Raw genomic sequence first — 26,059 nt, 5'->3', positions numbered from 1 at the left:
TGGCATTTTTCAACACATTAATCGATAGGGATTAAGAATGGCATTAACTGCAGAAAAGAAAAAACAGATCGTCGAAGCGTTCCGTTTGTCGGAATCCGACACCGGCTCCACCGAAGTGCAAGTTGCGCTGTTGACCGAAAACATCAACCAACTGAGCCCGCATTTCGCAACTCACAAAAAAGACAATCATTCCCGCCGCGGCCTGTTACGCATGGTTAACCAACGCCGCAAGTTGCTGGATTACTTGAAAAGCACCGACATGGCGCGTTACCGCTCCTTGATTGACCGTCTAGGCATCCGTAAATAACGTTTTGAAGAAACGGCACTTTTGTGCCGTTTCTGCGTTCACGCAATTTTTCGAACCAACCTTTACACCAAGGAACCCCATAGTGAATCCAATCCGGAAGCAATTTCAATACGGCGATCGACTCGTCACGTTAGAAACCGGTGAAATAGCCCGCCAAGCCAACGGCGCGGTGATGATCGACGTAGAAGGCACCTCTCTTTTGGTCACCGTAGTCGGTAAAAAAGAAGGCAGCGGCGGCGATTTTTTCCCATTGACGGTGGACTATCAAGAAAAAGCCTTCGCCGCAGGTAAAATACCCGGCGGCTTTTTCAAGCGCGAAGGCCGTCCGAGCGAGAACGAAACTCTGATTTCGCGCCTGATCGACCGTCCGATTCGGCCGTTGTTTCCGGAAGGCTTCACCAACGAAGTTCAAATCATTGCCACCGTGGTGTCGTTGAACCCGGAAGTCGACACCGAGGTACCGGCTATCCTGGGCGCGTCTGCGGCATTGGCGATCTCCGGCCTGCCGTTCAAAGGGCCCTTGGGCGCGGCTTGCGTCGGTTACATCGACGACCGGTACGTACTGAACCCGAGCTTGCCGCAGCTGAAGGAATCTCGGTTGCGCTTGATGGTGGCCGGCACGCAACAAGCCGTGTTGATGGTGGAATCGGAAGCCGACTTGCTGCCCGAAGACGTGATGCTGGGCGCGGTGCTGTTCGGCCACGAACACATGCAGACGGCTATAGACGCGATCAACGCATTGGCCGCAGAAGTCGCCACGCCGGCTATGGGCTGGACCTCGATCGAAACTGATGCGGCACTGAAAGCCGCGGTGGCAAACGCCTGCGCCGCCGACATTCAAGCCGCCTACCAAATTCCCGAGAAACTGGTACGTCAGGATACCTTGAGCGGCGTTCGCAGTGTTGTGGTGGAAAAGCTGAGCGCGGACGGCTTGTATGCCGAAGGCGACATCCGCAACGTCATCGAACAGCTGGAATACGATATCGTGCGCGGTGCCATTTTGCGCGACCGCAAACGCATAGACGGCCGCGATTTGACCACCGTGCGGCCGATTAGCGTGCGCACCGGCGTGTTGCCGCGCACCCATGGCTCGGCATTGTTTACCCGCGGCGAAACTCAAGCCTTGGTCGTGGCCACCTTGGGTACCGACCGCGATGCGCAAATCATCGACGCCTTGGCCGGCGAATACAAAGATACTTTCCTGTTTCACTATAACTTTCCGCCGTTCAGCGTCGGCGAAACCGGCCGGGTCGGCTCGCCCAAACGCCGGGAAATCGGTCACGGCCGCCTGGCTAAACGCGGCGTGCAAGCCGTGTTGCCGACCATGGGCGAATTCCCTTACGTGCTTCGGGTGGTTTCGGAAATCACCGAATCCAACGGCTCAAGCTCCATGGCGTCGGTATGCGGCAGCAGCTTGGCTTTGATGGACGCCGGCGTGCCGTTGAAAGCGCCGGTAGCCGGCATCGCCATGGGCTTGATCAAGGAAGGCGAGGAATTCGCAGTGTTGTCCGATATTTTGGGTGACGAAGACCATCTGGGCGACATGGACTTCAAAGTGGCCGGCTCCGAACACGGCGTCACCGCGCTGCAAATGGACATCAAGATCGACGGCATCACCCCGGAAATCATGCAAGTGGCGCTGGCGCAAGCCAAACAAGGCCGCTTGCACATTTTGGGCGAAATGAACAAAGCCCTGTCCAGCTCGCGCGAACAAATGTCCGACTTCGCGCCGCGCATCATCAGCTTCAAAATCGATCCGGCCAAAATCCGCGAAGTGATCGGCAAAGGCGGGGTGACCATCCGCGCCATCACCGAGCAAACCGGTGCCAGCATCGATTTGAACGACGACGGCGTGGTCAATATCGCCTCGGTGGATAAAGCCGCCGGTGAAGAAGCCCGCCGCATGATCGAAGAAATCACCGCCGAAGTCGAAGTAGGCAAAACCTACGAAGGCAAGGTTGTGCGCTTGATGGACTTCGGCGCCTTCGTTACCATCCTGCCCGGCAAAGACGGCCTGGTGCACATCTCGCAAATCTCCGACGAGCGGGTGGAAAAAGTCAGCGACAAATTGTCCGAAGGCGACATCGTCCGCGTCAAAGTGCTGGAAATCGACCGCCAAGGCCGGGTGCGCTTGAGCATGAAGGATGCGGAAACGGCTTAACCGCAGATCATATCCTTAAGCGGCAATAAAAAAGGGCTTTACGGCCCTTTTTTATTGCGCGTGTGCCCATGGCTTGGCGCAGCGGGATAAAATTCGCCGAGTTTTCCCGGTTAGCGGCAGGCACTATCAATTGTCCGTCCATTCCCAGACATTGCCCAACACGTCGAACAGACCAAAGGTGTTCGGTTGGAATTGCGCGACCGGTGCGGTATAGCAAAGCCGTCCGTAACTATTCAGCCCAATTCAAAATAAAGCTTGGCAAGGTTTTTCGTTAAAAGGTGATTTTGAGATGATCTTGTCCGAAACGTATCTAATCGGCCACTCAAGCGTCCCTACAGGGCTTATCCGCCGAGACAAATCTCGAGCCATCCGACAGAAAAATCGCCTGCGCGCTTCTCGAATATTTTGGGTTCGGCCATCGGGCTATTTGAGAATGCACGGAAATGCAAAGAAGTACAAAAACCCGCGTATCATCCCGTCATCCGATGACCGCGTTCCGCCTTCGGCATGGCGGGATGTTATTGCTGAATTGGCGTGTGCCAACTCTGAATTGCATCAGACCCATCCGGGCCTGAAATGAAGTTTTGCAACAGGCCCCGAAGGCCAAAGATCTCATGAAAACTACATTCAGGTGCTGAAAGAATACCTTGCGAAATTCGCGACGGTGGCCTGGGTTATAGTAGTGAATGTTGGAAGCGAAAATAAATTTTCAGCTGTTATTAGCACTCTTGTGAATCGAGTGCTAAAATCGTCTCCAGTTAAACAATTGTGGATTGATTGGAGTTGGCAATGAATATGTTGGCTTTACCGGTGAATTTGACGGTTGGGACGTTCGACAGTTATTTGGCTCTGATTGCGCGTGTGCCGAAATTGTCGGCCGAGCAAGAATACGATTTGGCGGTTCGCTACCGGGACGATGGCGATTTGAGCGCTGCTCGAGAGTTGGTGATGTCTAATCTGCGCTTTGTGGCCCACGTCGCCAGAGGGTATGCCGGATACGGTTTGCCTATGGCGGACATCGTTCAAGAGGGCAACGTCGGCTTGATGAAAGCGGTTAAGCGCTTCGATCCGGATATGGGGGTGCGCTTGGTGTCGTTCGCCGTACATTGGATTAAGGCCGAGATACACGAATACGTGATAAAAAATTGGCGTATTGTCAAGGTGGCTACGACTAAAGCTCAGCGTAAGTTGTTCTTCAACTTGAGAAAGTTGAAAAAGGATCTGAATCATTTATCGCCGGCCGATGCCGCTGCGATTGCCGAAAATCTGGACGTCGGTGTCGACGTGGTTTACGAAATGGAGAGACGTATGGACGGAGCGGACGTCGCTCTGGAACCCGGCGCCGAAGACGAAGACGACCGCCAAGTCGCGCCTATCGCGTACTTGGAACAACAAAACGCCGACCCGGCTTTGTTGTTGGAAAACAGCGATTGGCAAGAGCGCAAGGAAGACATTTTGGTTAATGCGATGGCCGAACTGGACGACAGAAGCCGCGATATTTTAGTCAGCCGCTGGTTGTCGGAAGAAAAAGCCACGTTGCACGACTTGGCCGATCGTTACCAGGTGTCGGCGGAACGTATCCGGCAACTGGAGCAAAGCGCAATGAAAAAACTCAAAGCGGTCATGGTGTTGGCCGCATAATTGCCAAGAGGCAAGCGCTTCGGCAGCCGGAGCGTTTGTCTTGCTAAAACGCTCGCGCTTGAGTCGTTTGCCGCAATCGGCTATAGTGCGCGCCATGACAGCCGTAATCCCTATCACATCAAGCACTTCGATTTCAGGCCCTGCCCTATGCAATGCGGCTTGCGTCCTATCTTTGAGACTGCTGCCCTGAGGGGCAACTACTCTATCCCGCGTTTAACAAATACTTTTTATTTCCCGGCCGCAGGGCCGATAGTTTCATGATGGAGTCCTCATGAAAGACAGATTGATTATTTTCGATACGACTTTGCGCGACGGCGAACAAAGCCCGGGTGCATCGATGACGCGCGACGAAAAAGTGCGAATTGCCAGAGCGCTGGAGCGGATGAAAGTCGATGTGATAGAAGCAGGCTTTCCGGCCGCCAGTCAGGGCGATTTCGAAGCGGTGCAGGCGGTGGCCGACGCGATCAAAGACAGTACCGTGTGCGGTTTGGCCAGAGCTTTAGACAAGGATATAGACCGGGCCGGCGAAGCCTTGAAAGGCGCCAAAAGTTCGCGCATCCATACCTTCATCGCGACTTCGCCTATCCATATGGCGAAAAAACTGAACATGCAGCCGGATCAGGTGATCGAGTATGCGGTGCGGGCGGTTAAGCGGGCGCGGCAATATACCGACAATGTGGAGTTTTCGCCGGAGGACGCCGGTCGTTCCGAAGAGGATTTTTTGTGCCGCATCCTGGAAGCTGTGATCGACGCCGGCGCCAGCACCTTGAATATTCCGGATACGGTGGGTTACAGCATGCCGCAACAGTTCGGCGCTACCATCGCGAATTTGATCAAACGCATCCCCAATTCCGACAAAGCCATCTTCTCGGTGCACTGCCATAACGATTTGGGTTTGGCGGTGGCCAATTCGCTGTCGGCGGTGATGAACGGCGCGCGGCAAGTGGAATGCACCATCAACGGTTTGGGTGAGCGGGCCGGTAACGCCTCGCTGGAGGAGATCGTCATGGCGGTGCGCACCCGGCAAGACTTCTTCCCGTGCGACACCGGCCTGGATGCGCGCGAGATCGTCACCTGTTCCAAGTTGGTATCCGGAATCACCGGCTTTCCTGTGCAGCCGAACAAAGCCATCGTCGGCGCCAACGCCTTCGCTCACGAGTCCGGCATACACCAGGACGGCGTGTTGAAGAACCGCGAGACTTACGAAATCATGCGGGCCGAAGACGTGGGCTGGACTACTAATCGGATGGTGCTGGGCAAGCATTCCGGGCGTAATGCGTTCAAAACCCGTATGGCCGAATTAGGCGTGGAGTTCGCCGGTGAGGCCGAACTGAACGAAGCATTTTACCGCTTCAAGCAATTGGCGGACAAAAAGCACGATATTTTCGACGAAGACTTGCAAGCCTTGATCTCCGAGCAAAGCTTCGAAGCCGAGGACGAACGTATCAAGCTGGTATCTTTGAAAGTGTGTTCGGAAACTGGCGAAGTACCTAACGCCAGCGTCACGGTGATGCTAGACGGCAAGGAACTGACCGGCAATGCGCAAGGCGGCGGGGCGGTGGACGCCAGCTTGAAAGCTATCGAAAGTTTGGTAAATACCGGTGCGACCCTGGCCCTGTATTCGGTCAACAACATTACCACCGGCACGGACGCGCAAGGCGAGGTGACCGTCCGTCTGGAAAAAGCCGGACGCATTGTCAACGGACTTGGCGCCGATACCGATATCGTCATTGCTTCCGCCAAGGCTTACATCAACGCCGTCAACAAACTGCAAAGTCCGGATCAACGCCAACATCCGCAAAAAGCCGACGTGTAACGGCGGGACGCGATGGACGCCGCCGCTCGATTGCGTTATTTGCAAGCCATGGATATCGATGTCTGGGTGGCCAGACATCCTCCCGGCGTTTGCGGCCGGCTGCCGAGTGACGATTTTGCCGATGCGGACGGCCGGCAGCCGGTAACCACTTTAGCGGATGCGGATGTTTCCGGGTTGGTTTATCCGCAAACATCCGCACTTCCGGTAAACCCAAGCCCGGATGCTGAGGCAGCTGACGAAAGATCGGAGCTTGGTCAGGCAGAGGACGCAGACCATGACGGATGTGCATCTACCCAAGAGCTGCGTGGGCCTGGACCGGAAAACGCCGCCGAGGCATGGCAATCTTTGCAACACAGCGTTGCGGTGTGCCGGGCTTGTGCGCTGTGCGAAACCCGCACCCAGACCGTATTCGGAGTCGGTAACAAGCAGGCGACCTGGATGTTGATCGGCGAAGCGCCGGGGCAAAACGAAGATTTGCAAGGGGAACCTTTCGTCGGTAAAGCGGGGCAGTTGCTGAACGAAATGCTCAAAGCCATCGGATTGCAACGCGAGCAGGTGTACATCGCCAACATGCTGAAATGTCGGCCGCCGAACAATCGGGATCCGCAAGCCGAGGAGGTTGCTGCCTGCCACGATTTTTTGCAGCGGCAAATCCAATTATTGCAACCAAAAATCCTATTGGCCGTTGGCCGCATTGCTGCGCAGAATTTGCTCGACACGCAACAACCGCTGTCCCGTTTGCGCGGCAAACAGTATCGGCTGGGCGATTTGCCCTTGGTGGTGGTGCATCATCCGGCGTATTTGTTGCGTTCCCCCCTTGAAAAAGCCAAGGCTTGGGAGGATTTGCAGTTTGCTTGGTCCGTTTATCAATCCTTATAACTATAAGAAATCATGTGGAAGCTGTTGCGTAGATTGAAAGATGCCGTTGTTTACGATGCCGACCGGGAGTTTTACGCCAAAGTGTTTCCGGATTCGGTACAGAACAAAGATTTGCTGCGCTTGCGCAAGATGGAACATGGCGATCTGCCGACCGTGTTGCGGATAGAAGCGCTGAACTACCAGTTTCCCTGGACTGAAGGAGTCTTCAAGGACTGTTTTCGGGCGATGAACTACACCAACTGGGTGTGCGAATTGCCCAACGACTTGATGGTCGGCTACTGCATTATTTCGGTGGCGGCCGGCGAAGCGCACATCATGAATATCAGCGTTAACCCGGAGTTTCAAGGGCAAGGCGCCGGACGCAAGATGTTGGATCATTTGATCGAATATGCCAGACCGCGCGCGCAAACCCTGTTCCTGGAAGTCAGGCCCAGCAATCCCAGGGCTATCGAGTTGTATAAAAAAAACGGATTCCGGGAAATCGGCAAGCGCAAAGATTATTATCCGGCCGAAGGCGGGCGGGAAGACGCGCTGATGTTCGCGTTGGAACTGGTGCCGATGTTGTAAGCCTGGAACGATCAATCGGCTGGCGCTAAGTCTGGATTTTACGGGAGGCACTATGCTGGCATTCACAGAAGTTCGCGGCATGCTATTCGATTTGGACGGCGTGTTTTTCGTCGGGTGCGAGGCGATACCGGGCGGCGCCGAGCTGCTGGTCGGTTTGAAGGCGCGCGGCATACCCTACCGTTTCGTCACTAATACCACCACGCTATCCAGAGCTAACATGGCGGTCAAGTTGCAAGCCATGAATTTGCCGATTCAAGCCGAGGAGATCATCAGCGCGCCTTACGCAGCCTTGCTGCATTTGCGCCGCAACGGCTACCGGGCCTGCCAATTGTTGCTGGCTGACCAGGTATGCAAGGAATTTAGTGAATTCAGTTGCGATAGCGAACAGCCGCAAGCTGTCGTGATCGGCGATATAGGTTCGGCCTGGAGCTATGCATTGCTCAATCAGGTGTTTCAGCGGGTGATGGCCGGCTCCGAGCTGATCGCCTTGCATAAAGGCAAGTTTTGGCAAACTGAAGCGGGTTTGCAGCTGGACATCGGCGCTTTCGTGACCGGTTTGGAATATGCGACCGGCAAGGCGGCAACCGTCATCGGCAAGCCTTCGCCCGCTTTTTTCTCAGCGGCACTGGCGGAGTTGGACTTGCCGGCGCATCAGGTAGCCATGGTAGGCGACGACATCGATTCGGACGTGGGCGGAGCGCAACAAGCCGGCTTGAAAGGGATGTTGGTCAAAACCGGGAAATACCGCGAGGCCTATGCCCAAGCGTCCGGCGTGACGCCGGATGCGACCCTGGCTTCGATTGCCGATTTGCGCACGCTGATCTAAGCGGGCCGGTTGTCGGCCGGACTGAGTTCGACGATTTCCCTCAGCAGCGCGGTGGCGTAACTGCCGGCCGGCAATTCGAAGCTTATCTGCAGGTTGGTATCGGCAAACCTCCAGCTCAGCGCTTTCGGGATGACGCGCAAACTGCGCCGATCTTGCAGCAAGCCGGCGGCCGCCAAACCGGCGCTCAACTCGGGAGCGGACGCGGCTATTTGCCGTTCCAACTCGACTACTTCGGCGCCGGACGCCAGTTCGCCCAGGCCCCACATAGGACCGGTCGGGTGAATGTCGCCGGACTGCAACCGTTCCAGCAAAACTTCGTCCACGCAATCGCAGGCAAAGCGGCTATTTGTGCCCGCCAAGTTCAGCAGGTCGCCGGGCAAGGCGGTATTCCAGCTTGCCGTCTTCACCCGTTCGGACAACACGCGGTTGAATAGCAAGCTGCGCGCGGCGGATAGGTATAGCGAGCGCAACTCTCGTCCGACCTTTGCGCCTGCGAACAGCGCTAGCGCGCCGGTAATATTGGTTCCGCCGTGCCCGAAACGTTGTTCGCCGAAATAATTGGGGAAGCCCGCGGCCGAGATGGCTTGCAATTGGCGTTCGCAACGGGCCCGGTCGCCGCCAAAGTCGCGAATCGTGATGGTAAACCGGTTTCCGCTCAAGCTGCCGCGTTTCAACTTGCGGGCGTGGCGGGCAATAGTCAGGATGCGCAAATGGTCCGATTGCAGAGTCTGCCAATCCGGTTCGCTCTTGCCGGGTAGCCACACGCTAAACCACTGCCTGGTCAAGCCGTAGCGGTCTTTCAGGCCGGCAAAGCCGACGTCGTGGCTCCTGACCCCGGCAAGCCGCGCCAGGGAGCGGGCGATATAACCGGTGTTGTCGTTGGCGTTTTCGATGTGGAGAAACACGTGTTCGCCGCAGCCTTCCGGAACGAAGGGCAAAAGCTCTTCGACGACGAAATCGGCGGGTTGCTGTTTCAATACGCCGCGGCCGCCTGGGCCGCCGTGCGCGTAATGCCAGTCGTCCGGCGGGTAGTGGGCAGGCACGCTTAGGATTCTATCAATACCGCGGCTTGCACCGCGATACCTTCTTTACGGCCTTCGAAACCCAGTTTTTCGGTGGTAGTGGCTTTAACGTTGATGAAGTCGACCTCGACCGCCAAATCGGCGGCGATATTGGCGCGCATGGCCGACACGTGCGGCAGCATTTTCGGCGCCTGGGCGATGATGGTAATGTCGGCGTTCACCAGGCGGTAGCCTTTTTCCTGCACGATTTTATACACGTGGCGCAGCAAAATGCGGCTGTCCGCGCCTTTGAAATCGGGGTCGGTATCCGGAAAATGCAGGCCGATGTCGCCGAGCGCGGCGGCACCCAAGATGGCGTCGGCCAGGGCGTGCAACACCACGTCGCCGTCGGAATGCGCTTCCAGACCTTTTTCGTAAGGAATGATCACGCCGCCTAAAATGATGTGGTCGCCGTCGTTGAACCGGTGCACGTCGTATCCCATGCCTACGCGTATCATGCTTGCTGCTCCAGATAAAATTGTGCCAGGGCTAGGTCTTCCGGGCGGGTGATTTTGAGGTTGTCGGGGCGGCCTTCGACGATTTTCGGTCGATAACCCAGCAATTCCAAAGCGCTGGCTTCGTCGGTAACCGCCGGGTTGCCTTGGGTTTGCTGCAAGGCGTCGCGTAGCATGCCGTATTTGAACATTTGCGGAGTCAGGGCGCGCCAAACCTGCGTTCTGTCTATCGTGGCGGTGATGGTATCGCCGTCGACATGTTTCAAGGTGTCGTGCGACGACAAGGCCAAAATGCCGCCGACCGCATCGTTTTTCAAAGTTTCGATTTGCAAATGAATGTCTTGCGCAGTCAGGCAGGGGCGGGCGGCATCGTGCACCAGCACCCAGTCGTTTTCGCCGGCCAAACCTTGCAACGATTGTAAGGCCGATAGCACGGAATCGGCGCGTTCCTTGCCGCCGGGGGCGGTAATCACGTCGGGATGCTTGGAAATGTCCAGTTCAGGCCAATAGGGGTCTTCGACCGAGATCGCCGTCGCGACCTTTTGAAACGCGCCGGATTCCAGCAAGCGACTCAAAGTGTGTTCGATCACGGTCTTGCCGGCCAGCGGCAGATATTGTTTGGGGCGGTCGGCCTGCATGCGTTTGCCGACGCCGGCGGCCGGAACCACGGCCCAGCACTTTGTTGATGCAATCATGCGCTACTCAAGCACCTGAAAAAAGGTTTCGTTTTCCTTGACCATGCCCAGTTCGTACCGGGCGCGTTCTTCTATGGTTTCCAAGCCGCTGCGTAAGTCCAATACTTCGGCGTACAGCGCATCGTTTCTGTCTTTGCTGTCTTGAATCTCTTTGTTTAATTCTTCCAGACGTTGCCGATATTCGCTGATTTGCGAAATGCTGGCGTCGCCTATCCACAAGCGGTATTGGAAATGGACGATCAGGCCTAGAAGCAATAGAACTACGTATTTAATGACGACACCTCGATAAGCGGTTCGGGCGAGTGCAGGAAAGACCCAAACCGGCAGTCGTTGATAGCCGGGCGCTGCTTGCGCCCGGCCGATCGGGTTTAGCCGAGCATTTTGAATGCGCTGCGGCCGGCGTAGCGGGCTTTGGCGCCCAACTCGTCTTCGATTTTCATCAAGCGGTTGTATTTGGCGACCCGGTCGGAACGGCTCAAGGAACCGGTTTTGATTTGGCCGGTGCCGGTAGCAACTACCAGGTCGGCGATGGTGGTGTCTTCGGTTTCGCCGGAACGGTGCGAAACTACCGCGGTGTAGCCGGCCGCGCTTGCCATGTTGATCGCCGCCAAAGTTTCGGTCAGGGTGCCGATTTGATTGACTTTGATCAGGATGGAATTGGCGATGCCTTTGTCTATGCCTTCTTTCAGGATGGCCGGGTTGGTTACGAACAAGTCGTCGCCTACCAACTGGATTTTACCGCCCAATTTGTCGGTCAACAGTTTCCAGCCGTCCCAGTCGTTTTCGTCCAGACCGTCTTCGATGGAGATAATGGGATATTTGTCGACCCAAGCCGCCAAAAAGTCGACCATCGCTTCGGAACTGAAACTGCGGTTTTCCGCGGCCAATACGTATTTGCCGTTGTCGAAATATTCGGAAGCGGCCGCGTCCATGCCCAGATAGATGTCTTGACCGGCTTTGTAGCCGGCTTTTTCGATGGCTTCCAGGATGACTTCGATGGCTTCTTCGTTGGAGCGCAGGTTGGGCGCGAAACCGCCTTCGTCGCCCACGGTGGTGGCCAGGCCTTTGCCTTTCAATACCTTGGCCAGATTATGGAACACTTCGGCGCCGTAACGGATGGCTTCGCGGAAAGTCGGCGCGCCGACCGGCAAGATCATGAATTCCTGCAAATCGACGCTGTTGTCGGCGTGCGAACCGCCGTTGATGATGTTCATCATCGGTACCGGCATCACGAATTCGCCGCTTTTGTTCAAAAATTGATACAGTGGCTGGCCGGCTTCCAGGGAAGCGGCACGAGCGGCGGCCATGGACACGCCCAAAATCGCGTTGGCGCCCAAGCGGCTTTTCGCGTTGCTGCCGTCCAGGGCAATCATTTTTTCGTCCAGCAGCTCTTGTTTGTCGGCGTCCATGCCGATTACGGCGTCGCGGATTTCGGTGTTGACGTTGTTGACGGCGGTCAATACGCCTTTGCCCAGATAACGGGATTTGTCGCCGTCGCGCAACTCGATGGCTTCGCGTTCGCCGGTGGAAGCGCCGGACGGCACCATGGCGCTGCCGACCACGCCGGAATCCAAATATACGTCGGCTTCCACGCTGGGGTTGCCGCGCGAATCCAGAATTTCTCTTGCTTTTACGTCAACGATTCTCATGATCTTCTAATGCTCCGTGATGAATGGTAGGTTTTGTAAACGTTTTTAATTATCCGGGAAGAGTTCGCTCAAGCTGATGCGAAGCTCCGGGAATAGGTGCGGCGTGGCGAAGTCGTCGCCGGCGAAAATTCGGGTCAATTGGTAGCGGTCTTGTTCGTCGAGCACGAACTGTTCAACGATGGCCTCGTGCGGGAAGACCAGCCAGTATTCCTTGACGCCGCTTTCCGCGTATAGCGCGTGCTTGATTTGCGTGTCCTTTTTCGAGCTGCTTTTAGAGACGATCTCGATGATCCAGTCCGGCGCGCCGTTGCAGCCTTGTTCGTCCAGCTTGGCAAGGTCGCAAATCACGCAAATATCCGGTTGCACGACGGTAAAGACGTCCTTGCCGACAGGGACGGATTTTCTGCGGTCGTACAAGCGGACGTCGAACGGCGCGGCGAACACCTGACAGGACCTGTGGTGGAAAAAATTGAACATTTGCCCGCTCAAGTTCATCGACAAGCGCTGATGATGGACGTTCGGCGCCGGCGACATCAGCGAGATCCTGCCCCTGATCAGTTCAACCGCGTCCTCGAATTGCCAGGTCGAATAATCCGCATAGCTATAGTTGGCCGACATATCGAGCTGCGATAACCGGGTGATTTTTGCCATGGCCATGCGTTTTTCGTCTATAGCGTGGTTTCGATGAAGGGTGCCGCTTTGACTGCGCGGTCGATGGTGATCAGAGTTTCCAGCAATTCTTTCATGCGGTGCAAGGGCCAGGAATTGGGGCCGTCGCTCAAGGCTTCCTCAGGTTTCGGGTGGGTTTCCATGAACAAGCCGGCGATGCCGACTGCGGTAGCGGCGCGCGCCAGTACCGGCACGTGTTCGCGTTGGCCGCCGGAGCAACTGCCTTGTCCGCCCGGCAATTGCACCGAATGGGTGGCGTCGAATACTACCGGGCAGCCGGTGTCGCGCATGACCGCCAAGGAACGCATGTCGGACACCAGATTGTTGTAGCCGAAGGAGACTCCGCGCTCGCACACCATGATGTGCTCGTTGCCGGTCGCTTTGGCTTTGGCGACGACATTGCCCATGTCCCAGGGTGCCATGAATTGGCCTTTTTTGATGTTGACCGGGATGCCCATCGAAGCCACGCTTTGGATGAAATTGGTTTGCCGGCATAAAAAGGCTGGGGTTTGCATCACGTCGACTACTGCGGCGACTTCCGCTAACGGCGTGTCTTCGTGTACGTCGGTCAATACCGGTACCCCGATTTGTTGTTTGATCTTTTCCAGTATTTGCAAGCCGGTTTCCAGTCCCAGGCCGCGGAAGCTATTGATGGACGAGCGGTTGGCTTTGTCGAAGGAAGACTTGTAAATAAACGGAATGCCCAGTTGCGCGGTGATTTCCTTTAAGGTGCCAGCGGTATCCAGCGACATTTGTTCGCTTTCGATGACGCAGGTGCCGGCGATCAGAAACAAGGGCCGATCCAAGCCGGCTTCGAAATGGCATAACTTCATGCTTGACCTTTCTTTTTGTGTTGTGCGGCGGCTTCGACGAAACCGGAAAACAGCGGATGGCCGTTGCGCGGGGTCGAGGTAAATTCCGGGTGAAATTGGCAGGCCAGAAACCAGGGGTGGTCCGCCAGTTCGATAATCTCTACCAGCCGGCCGTCCAGGGATTTGCCGGAAAAACGCATGCCGGCCGCTTCCAGGGTTTTCAGATACTGGTTGTTGAATTCGTAGCGGTGGCGATGGCGTTCGGTAATCACGTCTTTTTGATAAAGCTCGAATGCCAGCGAGTCGGATTTCAGCCGGCATTTTTGCGCACCCAAGCGCATGGTGCCGCCCAAGTCGGAATCCTGGTCGCGGATTACCAGTTCACCGGCTTCGTCCATCCATTCGGTAATCAAGCCGATCACCGGATGCGGGGTTTTCGGTAAAAATTCGGTGCTGTGCGCGCCTTCCAAGCCGACCACGTTGCGGGCGAACTCGATCACCGCCGATTGCATGCCCAGGCAAATGCCCAGATACGGAATTTTGTTTTCCCGGGCAAAACGCACCGTTGAGATTTTGCCCTCTACCCCGCGTTCGCCGAAGCCGCCCGGAACCAGAATCGCGTCGACGTTTTTCAATTGAGCGGTGCCTTCGGCTTCTACGGTTTCCGAATCGATGTATTTGATTTGCACTTTGTGGCGAGTGTTGATGCCAGCGTGCAGCAAGGCTTCGTTCAGCGATTTGTAGGCGTCGGTGTGGTCCACGTATTTGCCGACGATGGCAATCTCGACTTCGTCGGTCGGGTGGGTCAAGCCGTCCACCACTTTTTCCCAGGCCGACAATTCGGCGGGCGGCACGTCCAAGCGCAACTGGTTAACCACGATGTCGTCCAAACCTTGTTCGCGCAATAGCAGCGGAATGCGGTAAATGGTATCGGCGTCGACCGCGGAAATGACGGCTTTTTCGTTGACGTTGGTAAACAGCGCAATTTTACGGCGTTCGCTGGCCGGAATCGGTTGTTCGGAACGGCAGATCAAAATATCCGGCTGTATACCTATGGTACGCAACTCTTTCACCGAGTGTTGAGTCGGTTTGGTTTTAAGTTCGCCGGCCGACTTGATGTAAGGGACTAAGGTCAAGTGTATGAATACGGCTTTGTCGCGGCCCAGTTCGACGCCCATTTGTCGTATGGTTTCCAGAAACGGCAAGGATTCGATGTCGCCCACGGTGCCGCCGACTTCGATGATGCCGATGTCCATGCCTTCGGCGCTGGCGAAAACCCGCCGCTTGATTTCGTCGGTGATGTGCGGAATCACTTGCACTGTGGCGCCCAGATATTCGCCTTTGCGCTCGTTGCGCAGCACTTGCTCGTAGACTTGACCGGTGGTGAAGTTGTTTTTCTTGGTCATCGTGGTTTTTAAAAACCGTTCGTAATGACCTAAGTCCAAATCGGTTTCCGCACCGTCCTCGGTGACGAACACTTCGCCGTGTTGAAACGGGCTCATCGTGCCGGGATCGACATTGATGTAAGGGTCGAGTTTGGTCATGGTGATTTTGAGGCCGCGGGCTTCCAAAATGGCGGCCAGAGACGATGCGGCGATGCCTTTTCCCAGAGAAGACACCACGCCGCCGGTGATAAAGATGAATTTTGTCATGGAGTGTTATTCGCCTAAATGAGCGGATAGCAAGGGGATTGGAAAATTGCGCGATTTTAGCAGTTTTGCCGGCGACTTGCCGGTTTTATTCGGGCGACCGAAACACTCGTTATCGAGTGCGCATTGCGTCCGTCGATGTCGGCGGTTGTCCGGTCGACCTTTGCGCTGAGGCCGATAGCGGTAGGACGCGCGAGGCTGAATGCCCGTCACTCGCCTTGCCGGAGAAGGGCTGGAGCGAGGTCCTCGTGCCGGCAATCGATGCGGTAGCAAGCGTTTTCGGCTAGTGTCCATGCCCATTCGTCTATCCACAATCCCGGCACGCCTGCCAGCCGGCCGTCTATGTACAGCAAGGGTCTGGAATCGCGTTCCCAGGGAGGAATGCCGGCGGCTTGATAAAGTTTCTTCAAGCAATGATGGCCATGCCGGCCGGGTAATTTTAGGCGTTCTCCGCCTTGGCGCGGTTTCAATTCCACCTGTCCGGCTTGCCAAAGTTGCCGGCTGATGCCGGAGTCGGTTGGGGTTAGGGTCAAAGCATAACCGTTAGACAAGCTTATCCGTTCGGCCGACTGAGGCCAAACTTGCCGCTCGGCCGGCCGAAACTTCCTATCTTCCAGGCAGTACAGGCGTTGTCGGTAACGGCGTATTCGATGGCCTTGAAAATGTAGCGACGGATCGCCGTTAGCGGCTAAAAATTGGCTTTTGAGCGTGTTCAATACCGCTTCGCTGGGCATTTGTAACCGCAGAGCGCGCATCCAAGCCCGTAAAGTCCAGGATTGCTCGGCGTCCGATAGACCACGCAAGCCGTCCAGGTCCAGACTATGGTCGCGTGGGTCCGATAGCGCGGTTAGCTGCGCTTGGCTGTAGTGGCTCAGCAATTGCTGGGATTCGGCGCAATGCCTGGCGCTGCGCGACACGGTTTTATCCAGAGCGGGCCAGCGGTTTTTCAACAGCGGCAGGATAGCGTTGCGCAGATAGTTGCGGTCGAAGTCAGTGTCGGCATTGCTGGGGTCTTCCACCCAGCGTAACTGGTGCCGAGCGGCGTATTGGCGGATTTCGGCCTTGCCGACGTCGAGTAGCGGCCGTAGCAGCCGGCCTTTACCGAACGCTGCACTGGCGGGCATGGCGGCTAAGCCTTGCACGCCCGCTCCCCTAAACAGCTGTAGCAGCAATGTTTCCAGCTGATCTTCGCGATGTTGGGCAACCAGTAAGGCGTCGCCGGACTGAATCAACGCGCCCAGCGCTTGATAGCGGGCTTCCCGAGCCGCCGCTTCCGGACTTTGTCCGCCGGCGGCTCGGGCATCGACGCGCACGCTGTAAAAGGCTACGTCCAACGCATCGGCTTGTTGCCGGCAATGTAGCTCCCACGCGTCGGCTTGGCTTTGTAGGCCGTGATGGACGTGGGCGGCGGTAAGGCGTGGCCGTAATTCCCGATTGCTGGCGCACAGATGCAACAATACCTGCGAATCGATGCCGCCGCTGTATGCAAGGTATAGCCGGCCCGGACAAGCGGCAAGCGAATCGGCAACGGCGAGTAAATCGATGGGCATGTTAAACGACAAAGGCCGCGGTGATGCGGCCTTTGCCGGCGGCAATGCAGCGAAGGTTATTTGACCGGTTCTTCGTAATAAGCCCCGAAACGCATAATGCGTTGGTAGCGCCGCTCCAGCATCGCGTTCATGTTTTCCGCTTCTTGTTTGAGTTCGGATAAATGTCGGATCAGGGCTTCGCGCAAATTGCCGGCCACTTGTTCGAAATTGCGGTGGCCGCCGCCGACCGGTTCGCGTACGACTTCGTCCAAAAAGCCTTGTTCGCGGACCCGGTCCGAGGTGATGCCCATGGCTTCGGCGGCCAATTGGGCTTTTTCGGCGCTTTTCCACAAGATGGAGGCGCAGCCTTCCGGCGAAATGACTGCATAGGTGCTGAATTCCAGCATCAACAAGCGATCGCCCACGCCGATTGCCAAGGCGCCGCCGGAGCCGCCTTCGCCTATCACCGTGCACAGGATGGGCGTGCGCAGTTTGGACATTTCGAACAGGTTGCGAGCTATCGCTTCGCTTTGGCCGCGCTCTTCGGCGCCTATGCCGGGATAAGCGCCCGGGGTGTCGATCAAACAAATGATGGGTAATTGAAAGCGTTCGGCCAGTTTCATGACGCGCAACGCCTTGCGATAACCTTCCGGACGCGGCATGCCGAAGTTGCGGTAGATTTTTTCTTTGGTGTCGCGGCCTTTTTGGTGGCCGATGACGACCACCGGTTGCCCATCCAAGCGCGCCAAGCCGCAAACGATGGCGGGATCGTCGGCGAAAGCGCGGTCGCCGTGCAATTCGTGAAAATCGGTGAACATTAGGCGAATGTAGTCCAGCGTATACGGCCGGCCGGGATGGCGCGATAGCTGAGAGATCTGCCAGTCGGACAAGTTGGCGAAAATGCTTTCGGTGAGCATTTCGCATTTTTGTTCCAGCTGTTTCAGGGTTTCGGAGATGTCGAAATTGTTATCCAGCTCTACTTTGCGCAGCTCTTCGATTTTGGCTTGTAACTCGGCGATGGGCTGTTCGAAATCCAGGAATTTTAAATCCATGTTAATCCGGCGTCAGAATCAATAAAATGGCCGGCAATTTTAATGAAAAATCGGGCTATTGCCTATCTGTTTTCCTTGACATGACTAAAGCCGTAGATTTAGCCGCGCCGCTCGGCGCGCCGTTGGCCGCGCGCATGCGGCCGCGCACGCTGGACGAGTTTATCGGGCAACAGCATCTTTTGGCCAAAGGCAAATCGCTGAGGGCCGCTATTGAACAAGGCGTGCCGCATTCATTGGTGTTCTGGGGGCCGCCGGGCGTCGGTAAAACTACCCTGGCCAAAATTATCGCGACCGGTGCCGCTTGCCATTTCATCGAACTGTCGGCGGTGATGGCCGGGGTCAAAGAAATTCGCGCGGCGGTGGCCGAAGCCGAACAGGTCCGGTTGAGTCGTAATCTCAATACGGTGGTATTTATCGATGAAATCCACCGCTTTTCCAAAAGCCAGCAAGACTCGTTGTTGGCGCCGATTGAAAGCGGGAGCATTATTTTATTCGGCGCTACCACCGAAAATCCGTCGTTCGAATTGAATAATGCCCTACTATCCCGGCTGCGGGTCTACGTGATGCGCAGCATAGAGCAAGAGGCCTTGATCGCGTTGATGCAAAACGCTTTAGCCGATTGCGAGCGCGGCTTGGGACGCAGAAGCCTGGTGATAGCTCCCGAGGTACTGGCACTGATAGCCAAGGCGGCCGACGGTGACGCGCGCCGCTGCTTGAATATTTTGCAGATTGCCGCTGATTTGGCGGAAACGGTTGACGGTAAAGACATCGTCGATCGTGCGACCTTGGACGAGGTGCTGCAAGGCCATGCCAACCGTTTCGATAAAGGCGGCGATATTTTTTACGATCAGATTTCAGCCCTGCACAAATCGGTGCGAGGTACCGATCCGGACGCCGCATTGTATTGGTTTTGCCGGATGCTGGACGGCGGCTGCGACCCTTTATATATCGCCCGCCGTGTGGTGCGCATGGCGTCCGAGGACATAGGCAACGCCGATCCGCGTGCTTTAGAGCTGGCACTGAACGCCGCCCAGGCATACGAGCGTTTGGGGAGTCCCGAAGGCGAGCTGTCGCTGGCGCAAGCTATCGTGTATTTGGCTTGCGCGCCGAAAAGCAATGCCGTTTATGTCGCATACAAGGCGGCGATGGCAGACGCTAAGACCAGCGGCTCTTTGGAAGTGCCGATACATTTGCGCAATGCGCCCACGAAATTGATGAAAGAGTTGGGACACGGGGCTCAATACCGTTATGCCCACGACGAAGCCCATGCTTATGCGGCGGGCGAGAATTATTTTCCGGAACCCTTGGAAGGCAAGCGCTATTACTTTCCGGTCGAACGCGGGTTGGAGATCAAGATAAAGGATAAGCTGGCATTCTTGCGTAAGTTGTCTTGACGCAGTTATAGACGCGGCACGAAGGCGATATAGGCTTGCATGCGGCGCGTCCTTGCGCCGATGCTAGGTTAACAATTCGGTTTATTGATATTGTTGAGGGTACTGTTGTTGCGGATATTGCTGCTGAGGATATTGCTGTTGAGGATATTGTTGCGGGTAAGGCTGCTGCGGATAGTTTGGTTGCGGATAACCTTGCTGTGGGTTGACCGGTTGTTGGTTTCCTTGGGGTTGTTGTGCGGAACCGGCGTTTTGCTGAGCGACAATCGCTAATTCGACGCGGCGGTTGATGGCGCGATTGGCATCGTTGGTATTGGATACTTTAGGCGAACTTTCGCCCATGCCTTGTTGGGAAATCCGCAAGCGATTGACGCCGCGTGAGGCCAAAAAACCGGCGACGCTGCTGGCGCGGGCTTCGGATAAGCGCTGATTGTCGGAATCGGAACCGACGTCGTCGGTATGCCCTGTTACCGAAATCGTCGATTCGGGATAATTGACCAGTATGCGGGCGATTGGGTCCAACGCGTTTTGCGCTTCCGGAGATAAATCCGATTTGCCGAACGCAAAGGTCACGTTGCTGGTGCTGGGCATGCTCAGGGTCAGTTGGTTTTCGGCGGTGCGTTGTACCTCTATGCCCGTGCCTTGCAAGGATTGTTGCATCTCCTGCTGTTGTTTATCCATGTAATAGCCTATGCCCGCGCCGACGGCTGCGCCGGCCAAAGCGCCCAAGCCGGCGTTTTTCCAATCGTTGCCGCCGAATAGGGTGCCGGCGCCGGCACCGACCGCGGCGCCAATCCCGGCCCCTTTGCCGAGATTGCTCATACTGCTTTCGCCGGTATACGGGTTGGTGGCGCAACCGGCTAAAACGCCCAAACCAAGGCCGATTACTAAGATTTTCTTGTTCATTGTTTTGTCCTTTGGAAAATGATTACTGATGGTTTGCGTGGATTGTTTTAATTGAGCAAGGATTGTTGATAGCCCATGTTGTAAGCCGCTATAGACCGTCAGGTTGCAGATAGATTCAGAGACGGTGCGGTCTGGCTTGTTGTGCTTAAGTGTTGATATTCGGCATGCTCGCCAACTTTGAATGTGTGCCTATGCAATTGTTATCCGGCGATATTCTGCAGCCAACAGGCTTAATCGCATCTTAATCGGAAACAGGATCGTTTAGGGGCGGTTGATTCCGGCCGGTTTCTAAAATCAGAACCTGTTGTCCAACCGATAGGGAACCTTGGCTGCCGTGCAATGCGTTTTGCCCGAAATACACTTGGTTGTTCCATTTTCGCAGCCGATTCAGGGTCGCCAAAGGCTCTTTGCCGGTTAAGGCGGTGGTAGGGTCTATGGTAGGTACCGAGCAACGGGAACAGGGTTTGGGTAGCCGAAATTCGATGTGGTTGATTTCTATGCGCCGCCAAGTATCTTCGGCATAAGCGGAACAATCTGTGACGACCAAGTTCGGTCTAAATCGCGGCATGTCGATAGTTTCGGTCATCTGTTGGTTTAGCGAATGTAAAGAGTTTTCGCCAATAAGCAAAAACGGAAAGCCGTCGGAAAACGCGGTTTGATCGTTCGGTGCCGCGTATTTTTGATCGACCTGACGTTGGCGATGATCGGGGTGGTAAACCAAGCGGCAGTCCAGGTCCAATACCGACCTAAACCAAGCGTTTGCCTTATCCGAAACCAACCGGGCAATGCAGTCGTCGCGCCAGATGCGCACGGTTAAGTCTTCTCCGTCCATAGGCTGCAAGGGCAAGTTCAACTCGCTATGGCCTGCGGCGGAAACGATTAAGGCATCGGCGTCGATGCGGGTTCGGATTAAGGCCATTTTCGGCAAGCGGCGTTGGCTGAGGAATTGCCCCTCCGAGTCGACCAACATCCATTTGCGATCGTATTGCAAACCGTTTCTGTCTACCGGCCAATCGGAAACGCTGATGCCGGCTAACGATTTAATCGGATAAATGAAGATTTGACTTAAAACAGGCATAAAAACAAGCGAGCGGATTAGGCAAAGGTGAGATCGGTTTGAGTGTTCAGCAGGTGGTCGGCCAAGTCGGCTTGATAGCGTGCGAATTTCAAGCCCAGACGGGGATAGGCTTGATTATGCACTACCCGGGCATCTATGTTAAAGATTCTGCCGTCCGGAAACGAAACGGTAAAAATGAGTGGGGTTTTGATGCGGTATTTTTTCGGAGAAATGACCGCAGCTCCCTTGCTGCTAATGTCTATCAATTGTACGTCGACGGTTCGCGAAAATGGGTGCTTGGCTTTGAGTACCACTTTGATGTCGCTACGACGATAACGAACCGAAATGCGTTTATTGGTAAAGCTGTCGTCGAGCTCTATTTTTTGAGCGAACACATCGAATTCGTCCGATGAAAAGTCGTTAGCCGTCATTTCGATGTACCAGATAATTCCGTAGTCGCAGAAGTATTGTTTTAAGGTAGGAAAAATTCAAGACGGCCTGCGCTAAATCCGCTACGCAGTGCAAAGCCATTGAATTAGCGGGTTTGTAAGCTTGCCGTCTAAAAGGCATGTTCTAAACACTCGGCGGCTTGCAAGGCAATTTCCAGCTCTTCGTTAGTCTTTATGACCAGAATTTTGCTTCGGGATTCGGGAGTACTAATCTCTGCGCACACGGGGTGGCGGAGCGCGTTTTTCTCGCTTGCCAACTCCAAGCCAAAACCCTGCATGCCTTCGCAGACGGTGTGCCGCAACCACGCATCGTTTTCGCCTATGCCGCCGGTGAATACCAGGGCGTCCACGCGCCCCAGCACTGCCATATAAGCGCCGATGTACTTTTTAACGCGATAGGCGAACATGTCCAGGGCCAATCGGGCCGACGCGTCGTTGTTGTCGGCCAAACGATGCAAGCTGCGCATATCGTTATGTCCACTAATCCCCTTGCAGCCGCTACTTTTGTTCAAGACGTCCTCGAAGTCTTCCAGCGGCTGTCGCAGGCTGCGAGCCATATAGAACGGTATAGACGGATCTATGTCCCCGCACCGGCTGCCCATCATCAGGCCTTCCAACGGCGTCATGCCCATGCTGGTATCCACGCTAAGACCGTTCCTGATCGCAGTTACGCTGGCGCCGTTACCCAAATGCAAAGTAATCAAGTTGATTTCGTTCAACTCTGCATTCAAGAATTTTGCCGCTTGTTTGGCGACATATCGGTGAGATGTGCCGTGGAATCCGTAGCGGCGTACCCCGTGTTCGGCGTACCAGGTGTCGGGTAGCGGATAGCGGTAGGCATAGTCCGGCAACGTTTGATGAAAAGCGGTATCGAAAACGGCGATTTGCACAACATTTCCCATAGTGTGCAGGGCCTCTTTTATACCCAGCAAATTTGCGGGATTGTGTAGCGGCGCAAGTGCGCTAACCGCTTCGATACGAGTCAGTACGTCGGGGGTGATGACGGTAGGCTTTGAGAAACGATCGCCGCCATGTACCACGCGATGGCCGATGCAGCTCAACGCGCCGGCTTTTAATGCCGAACTGTTGTCCAATGCTGCAAATAGTTCCGCCAAAGCTTGGCTGTGGTCGGCGATGGGACGTTCCGAAATCCGGGTCGCTCCGGTTTCGCTTTGGACTGTATGCCGCGATTGCGCCTCGCCGATGCGTTCGATTAAACCGGATAACACGGAAGCGTGGCTTTGCATGTTTAGCAGGCTGTATTTAATCGACGAACTGCCGGAGTTCAGCACAAGAATGTTCATGGTTCGACTGTGGATGTTGATTGTGGCGGACGCTGCAAGGAGGTTATCCCGGTTTGGCCAATCTTAGATGAGCGCAAACCGATGGGTTCGACGCTGTCGGAACGCTTAAGTCCGAGTCGGCGTTACTTGGCGGCGGATATCGTTTTGTCGATTTTGTCGGCCAACCGCCGTGCCGCATTCGCTAACAATGCCTGATCGCGGCCTTTGGATTCTATGATGTAACGACCGACCAAGCTCGAGGTTTCTGTCTCGACTAAGTGAACCATCAAATACGCGAATAAAAAACTCGGTTTGTGTAAGCGGCCGATCAAAACGTAGTCGGCGCCAAAGCGTTTGCCCAGATCGGCCGCTGCATCGGCGTGATCCAGCAAATAACCGCTTCCGGCGTTTGCCGTTTGTTGGCTGGCAAACGCAATTTCGACGATGGGATAGCCGGTTGCCAGCAATGCGTGTTGCAGCAGCGGCTTGATGCTGGCAGTGCGGGCCAATTCCGCCGGGATATTGGGCGTAGGCGTCAGGTCCTTGAGTTCGAATTCCAAAACCGCGATGCGGGGCGCGGCCCAAACGGTCGAACTGAAAAGCCAAATGACTGTTAATAGCCCGTACCCTTTACGCATGTGAGTTTTCTTGCGCTTGAATGGCGGTGATGATGACGGTGTTGACAATATCCGGCACCGTACAGCCGCGGCTCAAATCGTTCACCGGCTTATTCAAGCCTTGTAATACCGGGCCGATGGCGATGGCACCGGAAGAGCGTTGCACTGCTTTGTAGGTATTGTTGCCGGTGTTCAAGTCCGGAAAGATGAATACGGTGGCGTGGCCCGCGACTTCGCTGCCGGGTAATTTGGTATGGGCCACGCCGAGGTCTACGGCGGCGTCGTATTGCATGGGGCCTTCCAGTTTGAGATCCGGCCGTCGAGCTTTTGCCAGCTTGACCGCTTCGCGCACTTTATCCACCGCCTCGCCTTTGCCGGAATCGCCGGTAGAGTAGGACAGCATGGCTACTCTGGGTTCTATATTAAACATTTCCGCGGTCTGGGCCGAGCTGAGGGCAATGTCGGCCAGTTGCTGCGCATCGGGATTCGGGTTGACCGCGCAGTCGCCGTAAACCAGTACTCTGTCTTCCAGGCACATGAAAAATACGCTGGAAACGATGGCGGCGCCGGGTTTGGTTTTAATGATTTCGAAAGCGGGGCGAATGGTGTGTTGAGTGGAATGTACCGCCCCCGATACCATGCCGTTGGCGAAGCCCAAATGTATCATCAGGGTACCGAAATAGCTTACGTCGGCCATTAGGTCGTATGCCGTGTCGTAGAGGATGTTTTTGTGCTTGCGTGCTTCGTAATACGCTTGCGCAAACATGGGCCGCAACCCGGACGTTAAAGGATCGATAATATCTACGTCGGTTAATTTCAAAGCCAGGGTTTGGATTTTTTGCCTGATCTCGCTTTCGTTACCCAAGAGAGTAAGCTTAACCACGTCCCGCAATAATAAAATTTCCGCCGCCCGCAGAATGCGTTCTTCGTTGCCTTCGGGTAAGACGATGTGCTGTTTTTGAGCTTTGGCACGCTGCACGAGTTCGTATTCGAACATGATCGGCGTCATTTTTTGGCTGATGTTGTCATGCAGCCGGGCGCGAAGTGCGCTCATGTCGATATGGTTTTCGACCAGACCCAGTGCCTTGGCGATTTTGCGTTCGTCTTGAGAATGCAAACGCGCCGGCACTTGGCTAACCTGCATCGCCGTGGTAAAGGTGTCCGAATCGACGCCCAGGATTGCAAACGGAATGTCGCCTAAACCGTTGAGCAATGCTTGAACTTGTTTGCCAGGCTCTTGATGGCCGGTTAGCAGCAGGCCGGCGATTTGCGGAAAATTGCTGGAGTGGTAAGTCAATACGCTGGCTAGGATAATGTCGGTACGATCGCCGGGCGTGATGATCAAATCGCCGCTTTGCACGTAATCTAAAAAGTCGGGGACCAGCATTGCCGCCACTTTGTATTGAAACACCTCCCGGCTGAGTGCGCTGGCGTCTCCGCACAGCAGCCGGGCATTGAGGGTTTTGGCGACGTTGCCTAAAGACGGTTTGCTCAGCAAGGGTTCATTCGGCACCAGAAAAATAGGGAATTCGGCATTCTGATGCAGTAGTTCGCGCAATGCGGGAAGTTGCCCGGGCTCCACGCAGTTGATCACGACGGCTAACACGTCGCTGTCGTGATCTTGTAACTGGTGTTTGAGCTCGCCTAAGTTGTTCAGTATCTGTAGATTGTTCTGCGTGTGGCCTTGCATGACCGGCAATAAACGGCAGTTCAGGTTATTGGCTACTTCAACGTTGAAGTCGAACTCGAACAGGGAATTTCCGCGCCGATAGTCGGAACCGACACACAGCACGTGGTCGCATTCGGCTTTCAGGGCGCGATATTTTGCAAGAATGATCTTGTGTAGCTCGTCGTATTGCTCGTCGGCTAACAAACTTTGCGCTTGTTGAATGGTGCAGCCGTATAGGCTGTCGTAATCGAATTCCAGCGAATAGCGATCGCGGACGAATTCAATCAAACCGTCGGTTTGCTCGCCGCCGTCGATCAACGGGCGAAAGAAACCCAGTTTGTCGGCGTGACCGGCTAGCATTTCCATGAAAGCCAACATCAAAATCGATTTGCCGCTACCGCGGTCGACTCCGGTGATGTAGATGTCTTGGGTTCTGTAAGCGCTTGAAGAAGAGGGGGTAGATGCGGGCATGGGGGATGCTCAGCTGAGAAGGAGGTAGCCTGCCGGTAAATCGGGTGGCGGAAGCGTTGACGCCGTTATCCGTTGGCGATCAACATAGAAAGTTCTCTATCCATCAGCGCGCTGTCGCCCAAGTTAAGTTCCACCAAGCGACGCAAGTTGGTGATACTGTCTATGTCGATGTTTTCGCATTTGAATCCCACTGAGCGCTGATGCGAGTGGGCGTAGCTTAATTGCATGGCGATGCCGACGTCCGGTCCCAGCGAAAGCGTCAGCGTGTATAGGGCATCCGGAGACGCTTGCCAATCGTGTTCGAATTCCAACAAGCAGCCCTTTAAGCTGATATCGTTGACTATGCACTCGGTTTTTACACCGTTGCTTTCCAACACCGCTTTGGCACTGAAAAAAATTCTTTGAAAGTGGCGCTTATCGTCTTGTGCCGGCGCGGATGTTGCCATTT

26 protein-coding genes are annotated in these 26,059 nt (G+C 55.3%); 8 read left to right on the top strand and 18 right to left on the bottom strand.

The annotated features are described in order from the left end of the window. The first annotated feature begins 37 nt into the window (after positions 1–37). The gene (gene rpsO, locus F1E05_RS15410) at positions 38–307 is read left to right on the top strand and encodes a 30S ribosomal protein S15 (RefSeq protein WP_150049986.1); all 270 of its coding nucleotides are present in this window, start codon (positions 38–40) and stop codon (positions 305–307) included. An 82-nt stretch (positions 308–389) separates the two neighbouring features. Then, on the top strand, positions 390–2,468 hold the full coding sequence (gene pnp, locus F1E05_RS15405; RefSeq protein WP_150049984.1) for a polyribonucleotide nucleotidyltransferase: 2,079 nt from the start codon (positions 390–392) through the stop codon (positions 2,466–2,468). Positions 2,469–2,594: 126 nt separating this feature from the next. Here the strand turns inward: pnp and F1E05_RS20930 are convergent, their stop codons facing one another. Continuing rightward, positions 2,595–2,705 (bottom strand): SUMF1/EgtB/PvdO family nonheme iron enzyme, encoded by a 111-nt coding sequence (locus F1E05_RS20930; RefSeq protein WP_367156171.1) that lies wholly within the window; start codon positions 2,703–2,705, stop codon positions 2,595–2,597. A gap of 552 nt (positions 2,706–3,257) precedes the next feature. Here F1E05_RS20930 and rpoH point away from each other — a divergent pair. The 5 genes from rpoH to F1E05_RS15375 all read left to right on the top strand — a co-directional run bounded on the left by rpoH (position 3,258) and on the right by F1E05_RS15375 (position 8,197). Then, positions 3,258–4,109 carry an RNA polymerase sigma factor RpoH gene (gene rpoH / locus F1E05_RS15395; protein ID WP_150049982.1) on the top strand — a complete coding sequence of 284 codons (852 nt, stop codon included), beginning with the start codon at positions 3,258–3,260 and terminating at the stop codon, positions 4,107–4,109. 271 nt (positions 4,110–4,380) lie between these two features. Further along, entirely contained in the window at positions 4,381–5,925 is a 1,545-nt protein-coding gene (locus F1E05_RS15390; protein WP_150049980.1) for a 2-isopropylmalate synthase, read from the top strand. A 12-nt stretch (positions 5,926–5,937) separates the two neighbouring features. Continuing rightward, on the top strand, positions 5,938–6,804 hold the full coding sequence (locus F1E05_RS15385) for a uracil-DNA glycosylase (RefSeq protein ID WP_150049978.1): 867 nt from the start codon (positions 5,938–5,940) through the stop codon (positions 6,802–6,804). A gap of 12 nt (positions 6,805–6,816) precedes the next feature. Next, complete coding sequence (rimI, locus tag F1E05_RS15380; protein WP_150049976.1) at positions 6,817–7,371, top strand: ribosomal protein S18-alanine N-acetyltransferase; 555 nt, start codon at positions 6,817–6,819, stop codon at positions 7,369–7,371. 52 nt (positions 7,372–7,423) lie between these two features. Next, a complete protein-coding gene (locus F1E05_RS15375) occupies positions 7,424–8,197 on the top strand; it encodes a TIGR01458 family HAD-type hydrolase (RefSeq protein ID WP_150049974.1) in 774 nt (257 codons plus the stop codon). Here the strand turns inward: F1E05_RS15375 and truD are convergent. The 10 genes from truD to accA all read right to left on the bottom strand — a co-directional run bounded on the left by truD (position 8,194) and on the right by accA (position 17,768). Then, on the bottom strand, positions 8,194–9,240 hold the full coding sequence (truD, locus tag F1E05_RS15370) for a tRNA pseudouridine(13) synthase TruD (protein WP_150049972.1): 1,047 nt from the start codon (positions 9,238–9,240) through the stop codon (positions 8,194–8,196). The two genes, F1E05_RS15375 and truD, sit on opposite strands and share 4 nt — an antisense overlap. Positions 9,241–9,242: 2 nt before the next feature. Beyond that, positions 9,243–9,716, bottom strand: coding sequence for a 2-C-methyl-D-erythritol 2,4-cyclodiphosphate synthase (gene ispF, locus F1E05_RS15365; RefSeq protein ID WP_150049970.1), 474 nt, complete (start codon positions 9,714–9,716; stop codon positions 9,243–9,245). Then, on the bottom strand, positions 9,713–10,408 hold the full coding sequence (gene ispD, locus F1E05_RS15360) for a 2-C-methyl-D-erythritol 4-phosphate cytidylyltransferase (protein WP_150049968.1): 696 nt from the start codon (positions 10,406–10,408) through the stop codon (positions 9,713–9,715). Before ispD ends, ispF begins: the two co-directional genes overlap by 4 nt. Positions 10,409–10,411: 3 nt before the next feature. Then, positions 10,412–10,663: a septum formation initiator family protein gene (locus F1E05_RS15355; protein WP_408631319.1), complete on the bottom strand. Its 252-nt coding sequence runs from the start codon at positions 10,661–10,663 to the stop codon at positions 10,412–10,414. 113 nt (positions 10,664–10,776) lie between these two features. Further along, positions 10,777–12,060, bottom strand: coding sequence for a phosphopyruvate hydratase (gene eno, locus F1E05_RS15350; protein ID WP_150049964.1), 1,284 nt, complete (start codon positions 12,058–12,060; stop codon positions 10,777–10,779). A gap of 42 nt (positions 12,061–12,102) precedes the next feature. Continuing rightward, positions 12,103–12,708: a Uma2 family endonuclease gene (locus F1E05_RS15345; protein ID WP_150052020.1), complete on the bottom strand. Its 606-nt coding sequence runs from the start codon at positions 12,706–12,708 to the stop codon at positions 12,103–12,105. 17 nt (positions 12,709–12,725) lie between these two features. Beyond that, positions 12,726–13,559 (bottom strand): 3-deoxy-8-phosphooctulonate synthase, encoded by an 834-nt coding sequence (gene kdsA, locus F1E05_RS15340; protein ID WP_150049961.1) that lies wholly within the window; start codon positions 13,557–13,559, stop codon positions 12,726–12,728. Beyond that, a complete protein-coding gene (locus tag F1E05_RS15335; RefSeq protein ID WP_150049959.1) occupies positions 13,556–15,190 on the bottom strand; it encodes a CTP synthase in 1,635 nt (544 codons plus the stop codon). The genes kdsA and F1E05_RS15335 overlap by 4 nt, the downstream gene beginning before the upstream one ends. Before the next feature lie 206 nt (positions 15,191–15,396). After that, positions 15,397–16,737, bottom strand: coding sequence for a tRNA lysidine(34) synthetase TilS (gene tilS, locus F1E05_RS15330; RefSeq protein ID WP_150049957.1), 1,341 nt, complete (start codon positions 16,735–16,737; stop codon positions 15,397–15,399). 56 nt (positions 16,738–16,793) lie between these two features. Beyond that, the gene (gene accA, locus F1E05_RS15325) at positions 16,794–17,768 is read right to left on the bottom strand and encodes an acetyl-CoA carboxylase carboxyl transferase subunit alpha (protein WP_150049955.1); all 975 of its coding nucleotides are present in this window, start codon (positions 17,766–17,768) and stop codon (positions 16,794–16,796) included. 80 nt (positions 17,769–17,848) lie between these two features. Between accA and F1E05_RS15320 the strand changes: the two genes are divergently transcribed. Then, positions 17,849–19,162, top strand: coding sequence for a replication-associated recombination protein A (locus tag F1E05_RS15320; RefSeq protein WP_150049953.1), 1,314 nt, complete (start codon positions 17,849–17,851; stop codon positions 19,160–19,162). A gap of 81 nt (positions 19,163–19,243) precedes the next feature. On the opposite strand, the gene F1E05_RS15315 is transcribed toward F1E05_RS15320, so the two are convergent. The 7 genes from F1E05_RS15315 to F1E05_RS15285 all read right to left on the bottom strand — a co-directional run bounded on the left by F1E05_RS15315 (position 19,244) and on the right by F1E05_RS15285 (position 26,057). Further along, positions 19,244–20,065, bottom strand: a complete 822-nt coding sequence (locus F1E05_RS15315; RefSeq protein ID WP_150049951.1) for an OmpA family protein — start codon at positions 20,063–20,065, stop codon at positions 19,244–19,246. A 241-nt stretch (positions 20,066–20,306) separates the two neighbouring features. Beyond that, positions 20,307–21,143, bottom strand: a complete 837-nt coding sequence (locus F1E05_RS15310) for an MOSC domain-containing protein (protein ID WP_150049949.1) — start codon at positions 21,141–21,143, stop codon at positions 20,307–20,309. A gap of 17 nt (positions 21,144–21,160) precedes the next feature. Continuing rightward, complete coding sequence (locus F1E05_RS15305) at positions 21,161–21,553, bottom strand: PilZ domain-containing protein (RefSeq protein WP_150049947.1); 393 nt, start codon at positions 21,551–21,553, stop codon at positions 21,161–21,163. Between the two features lie 128 nt (positions 21,554–21,681). Next, positions 21,682–22,875, bottom strand: coding sequence for an acetate/propionate family kinase (locus tag F1E05_RS15300; RefSeq protein ID WP_150049945.1), 1,194 nt, complete (start codon positions 22,873–22,875; stop codon positions 21,682–21,684). 122 nt (positions 22,876–22,997) lie between these two features. Beyond that, positions 22,998–23,492 carry a DUF2380 domain-containing protein gene (locus F1E05_RS15295; RefSeq protein WP_150049943.1) on the bottom strand — a complete coding sequence of 165 codons (495 nt, stop codon included), beginning with the start codon at positions 23,490–23,492 and terminating at the stop codon, positions 22,998–23,000. Beyond that, positions 23,485–25,611: a phosphate acetyltransferase gene (gene pta, locus F1E05_RS15290; protein ID WP_150049941.1), complete on the bottom strand. Its 2,127-nt coding sequence runs from the start codon at positions 25,609–25,611 to the stop codon at positions 23,485–23,487. Before pta ends, F1E05_RS15295 begins: the two co-directional genes overlap by 8 nt. Positions 25,612–25,676: 65 nt before the next feature. After that, on the bottom strand, positions 25,677–26,057 hold the full coding sequence (locus F1E05_RS15285; RefSeq protein ID WP_150049939.1) for a PilZ domain-containing protein: 381 nt from the start codon (positions 26,055–26,057) through the stop codon (positions 25,677–25,679). Between the last annotated feature and the right edge of the window lie 2 nt (positions 26,058–26,059).

Source organism: Methylomonas rhizoryzae, from assembly GCF_008632455.1.
GTDB classification, from domain to species: Bacteria; Pseudomonadota; Gammaproteobacteria; order Methylococcales; family Methylomonadaceae; genus Methylomonas; species Methylomonas rhizoryzae.
This window is presented reverse-complemented; position numbering and strand designations above follow the sequence as displayed.

What these genes read in the sequence shown, in the direction of transcription:
- rpsO (WP_150049986.1), top strand. Translation starts at nt 38, where the DNA reads ATGGCATTAACTGCAGAAAAGAAAAAACAGATCGTCGAAGCGTTCCGT.
- rpoH (WP_150049982.1), top strand. Translation starts at nt 3,258, where the DNA reads ATGAATATGTTGGCTTTACCGGTGAATTTGACGGTTGGGACGTTCGAC.
- F1E05_RS15390 (WP_150049980.1), top strand. Translation starts at nt 4,381, where the DNA reads ATGAAAGACAGATTGATTATTTTCGATACGACTTTGCGCGACGGCGAA.
- F1E05_RS15385 (WP_150049978.1), top strand. Translation starts at nt 5,938, where the DNA reads ATGGACGCCGCCGCTCGATTGCGTTATTTGCAAGCCATGGATATCGAT.
- rimI (WP_150049976.1), top strand. Translation starts at nt 6,817, where the DNA reads ATGTGGAAGCTGTTGCGTAGATTGAAAGATGCCGTTGTTTACGATGCC.
- F1E05_RS15375 (WP_150049974.1), top strand. Translation starts at nt 7,424, where the DNA reads ATGCTGGCATTCACAGAAGTTCGCGGCATGCTATTCGATTTGGACGGC.
- ispF (WP_150049970.1), bottom strand. Translation starts at nt 9,716, where the DNA reads ATGATACGCGTAGGCATGGGATACGACGTGCACCGGTTCAACGACGGC.
- ispD (WP_150049968.1), bottom strand. Translation starts at nt 10,408, where the DNA reads ATGATTGCATCAACAAAGTGCTGGGCCGTGGTTCCGGCCGCCGGCGTC.
- F1E05_RS15345 (WP_150052020.1), bottom strand. Translation starts at nt 12,708, where the DNA reads ATGGCAAAAATCACCCGGTTATCGCAGCTCGATATGTCGGCCAACTAT.
- kdsA (WP_150049961.1), bottom strand. Translation starts at nt 13,559, where the DNA reads ATGAAGTTATGCCATTTCGAAGCCGGCTTGGATCGGCCCTTGTTTCTG.
- F1E05_RS15335 (WP_150049959.1), bottom strand. Translation starts at nt 15,190, where the DNA reads ATGACAAAATTCATCTTTATCACCGGCGGCGTGGTGTCTTCTCTGGGA.
- tilS (WP_150049957.1), bottom strand. Translation starts at nt 16,737, where the DNA reads ATGCCCATCGATTTACTCGCCGTTGCCGATTCGCTTGCCGCTTGTCCG.
- accA (WP_150049955.1), bottom strand. Translation starts at nt 17,768, where the DNA reads ATGGATTTAAAATTCCTGGATTTCGAACAGCCCATCGCCGAGTTACAA.
- F1E05_RS15320 (WP_150049953.1), top strand. Translation starts at nt 17,849, where the DNA reads ATGACTAAAGCCGTAGATTTAGCCGCGCCGCTCGGCGCGCCGTTGGCC.
- F1E05_RS15315 (WP_150049951.1), bottom strand. Translation starts at nt 20,065, where the DNA reads ATGAACAAGAAAATCTTAGTAATCGGCCTTGGTTTGGGCGTTTTAGCC.
- F1E05_RS15310 (WP_150049949.1), bottom strand. Translation starts at nt 21,143, where the DNA reads ATGCCTGTTTTAAGTCAAATCTTCATTTATCCGATTAAATCGTTAGCC.
- F1E05_RS15305 (WP_150049947.1), bottom strand. Translation starts at nt 21,553, where the DNA reads ATGACGGCTAACGACTTTTCATCGGACGAATTCGATGTGTTCGCTCAA.
- F1E05_RS15300 (WP_150049945.1), bottom strand. Translation starts at nt 22,875, where the DNA reads ATGAACATTCTTGTGCTGAACTCCGGCAGTTCGTCGATTAAATACAGC.
- F1E05_RS15295 (WP_150049943.1), bottom strand. Translation starts at nt 23,492, where the DNA reads ATGCGTAAAGGGTACGGGCTATTAACAGTCATTTGGCTTTTCAGTTCG.
- pta (WP_150049941.1), bottom strand. Translation starts at nt 25,611, where the DNA reads ATGCCCGCATCTACCCCCTCTTCTTCAAGCGCTTACAGAACCCAAGAC.
- F1E05_RS15285 (WP_150049939.1), bottom strand. Translation starts at nt 26,057, where the DNA reads ATGGCAACATCCGCGCCGGCACAAGACGATAAGCGCCACTTTCAAAGA.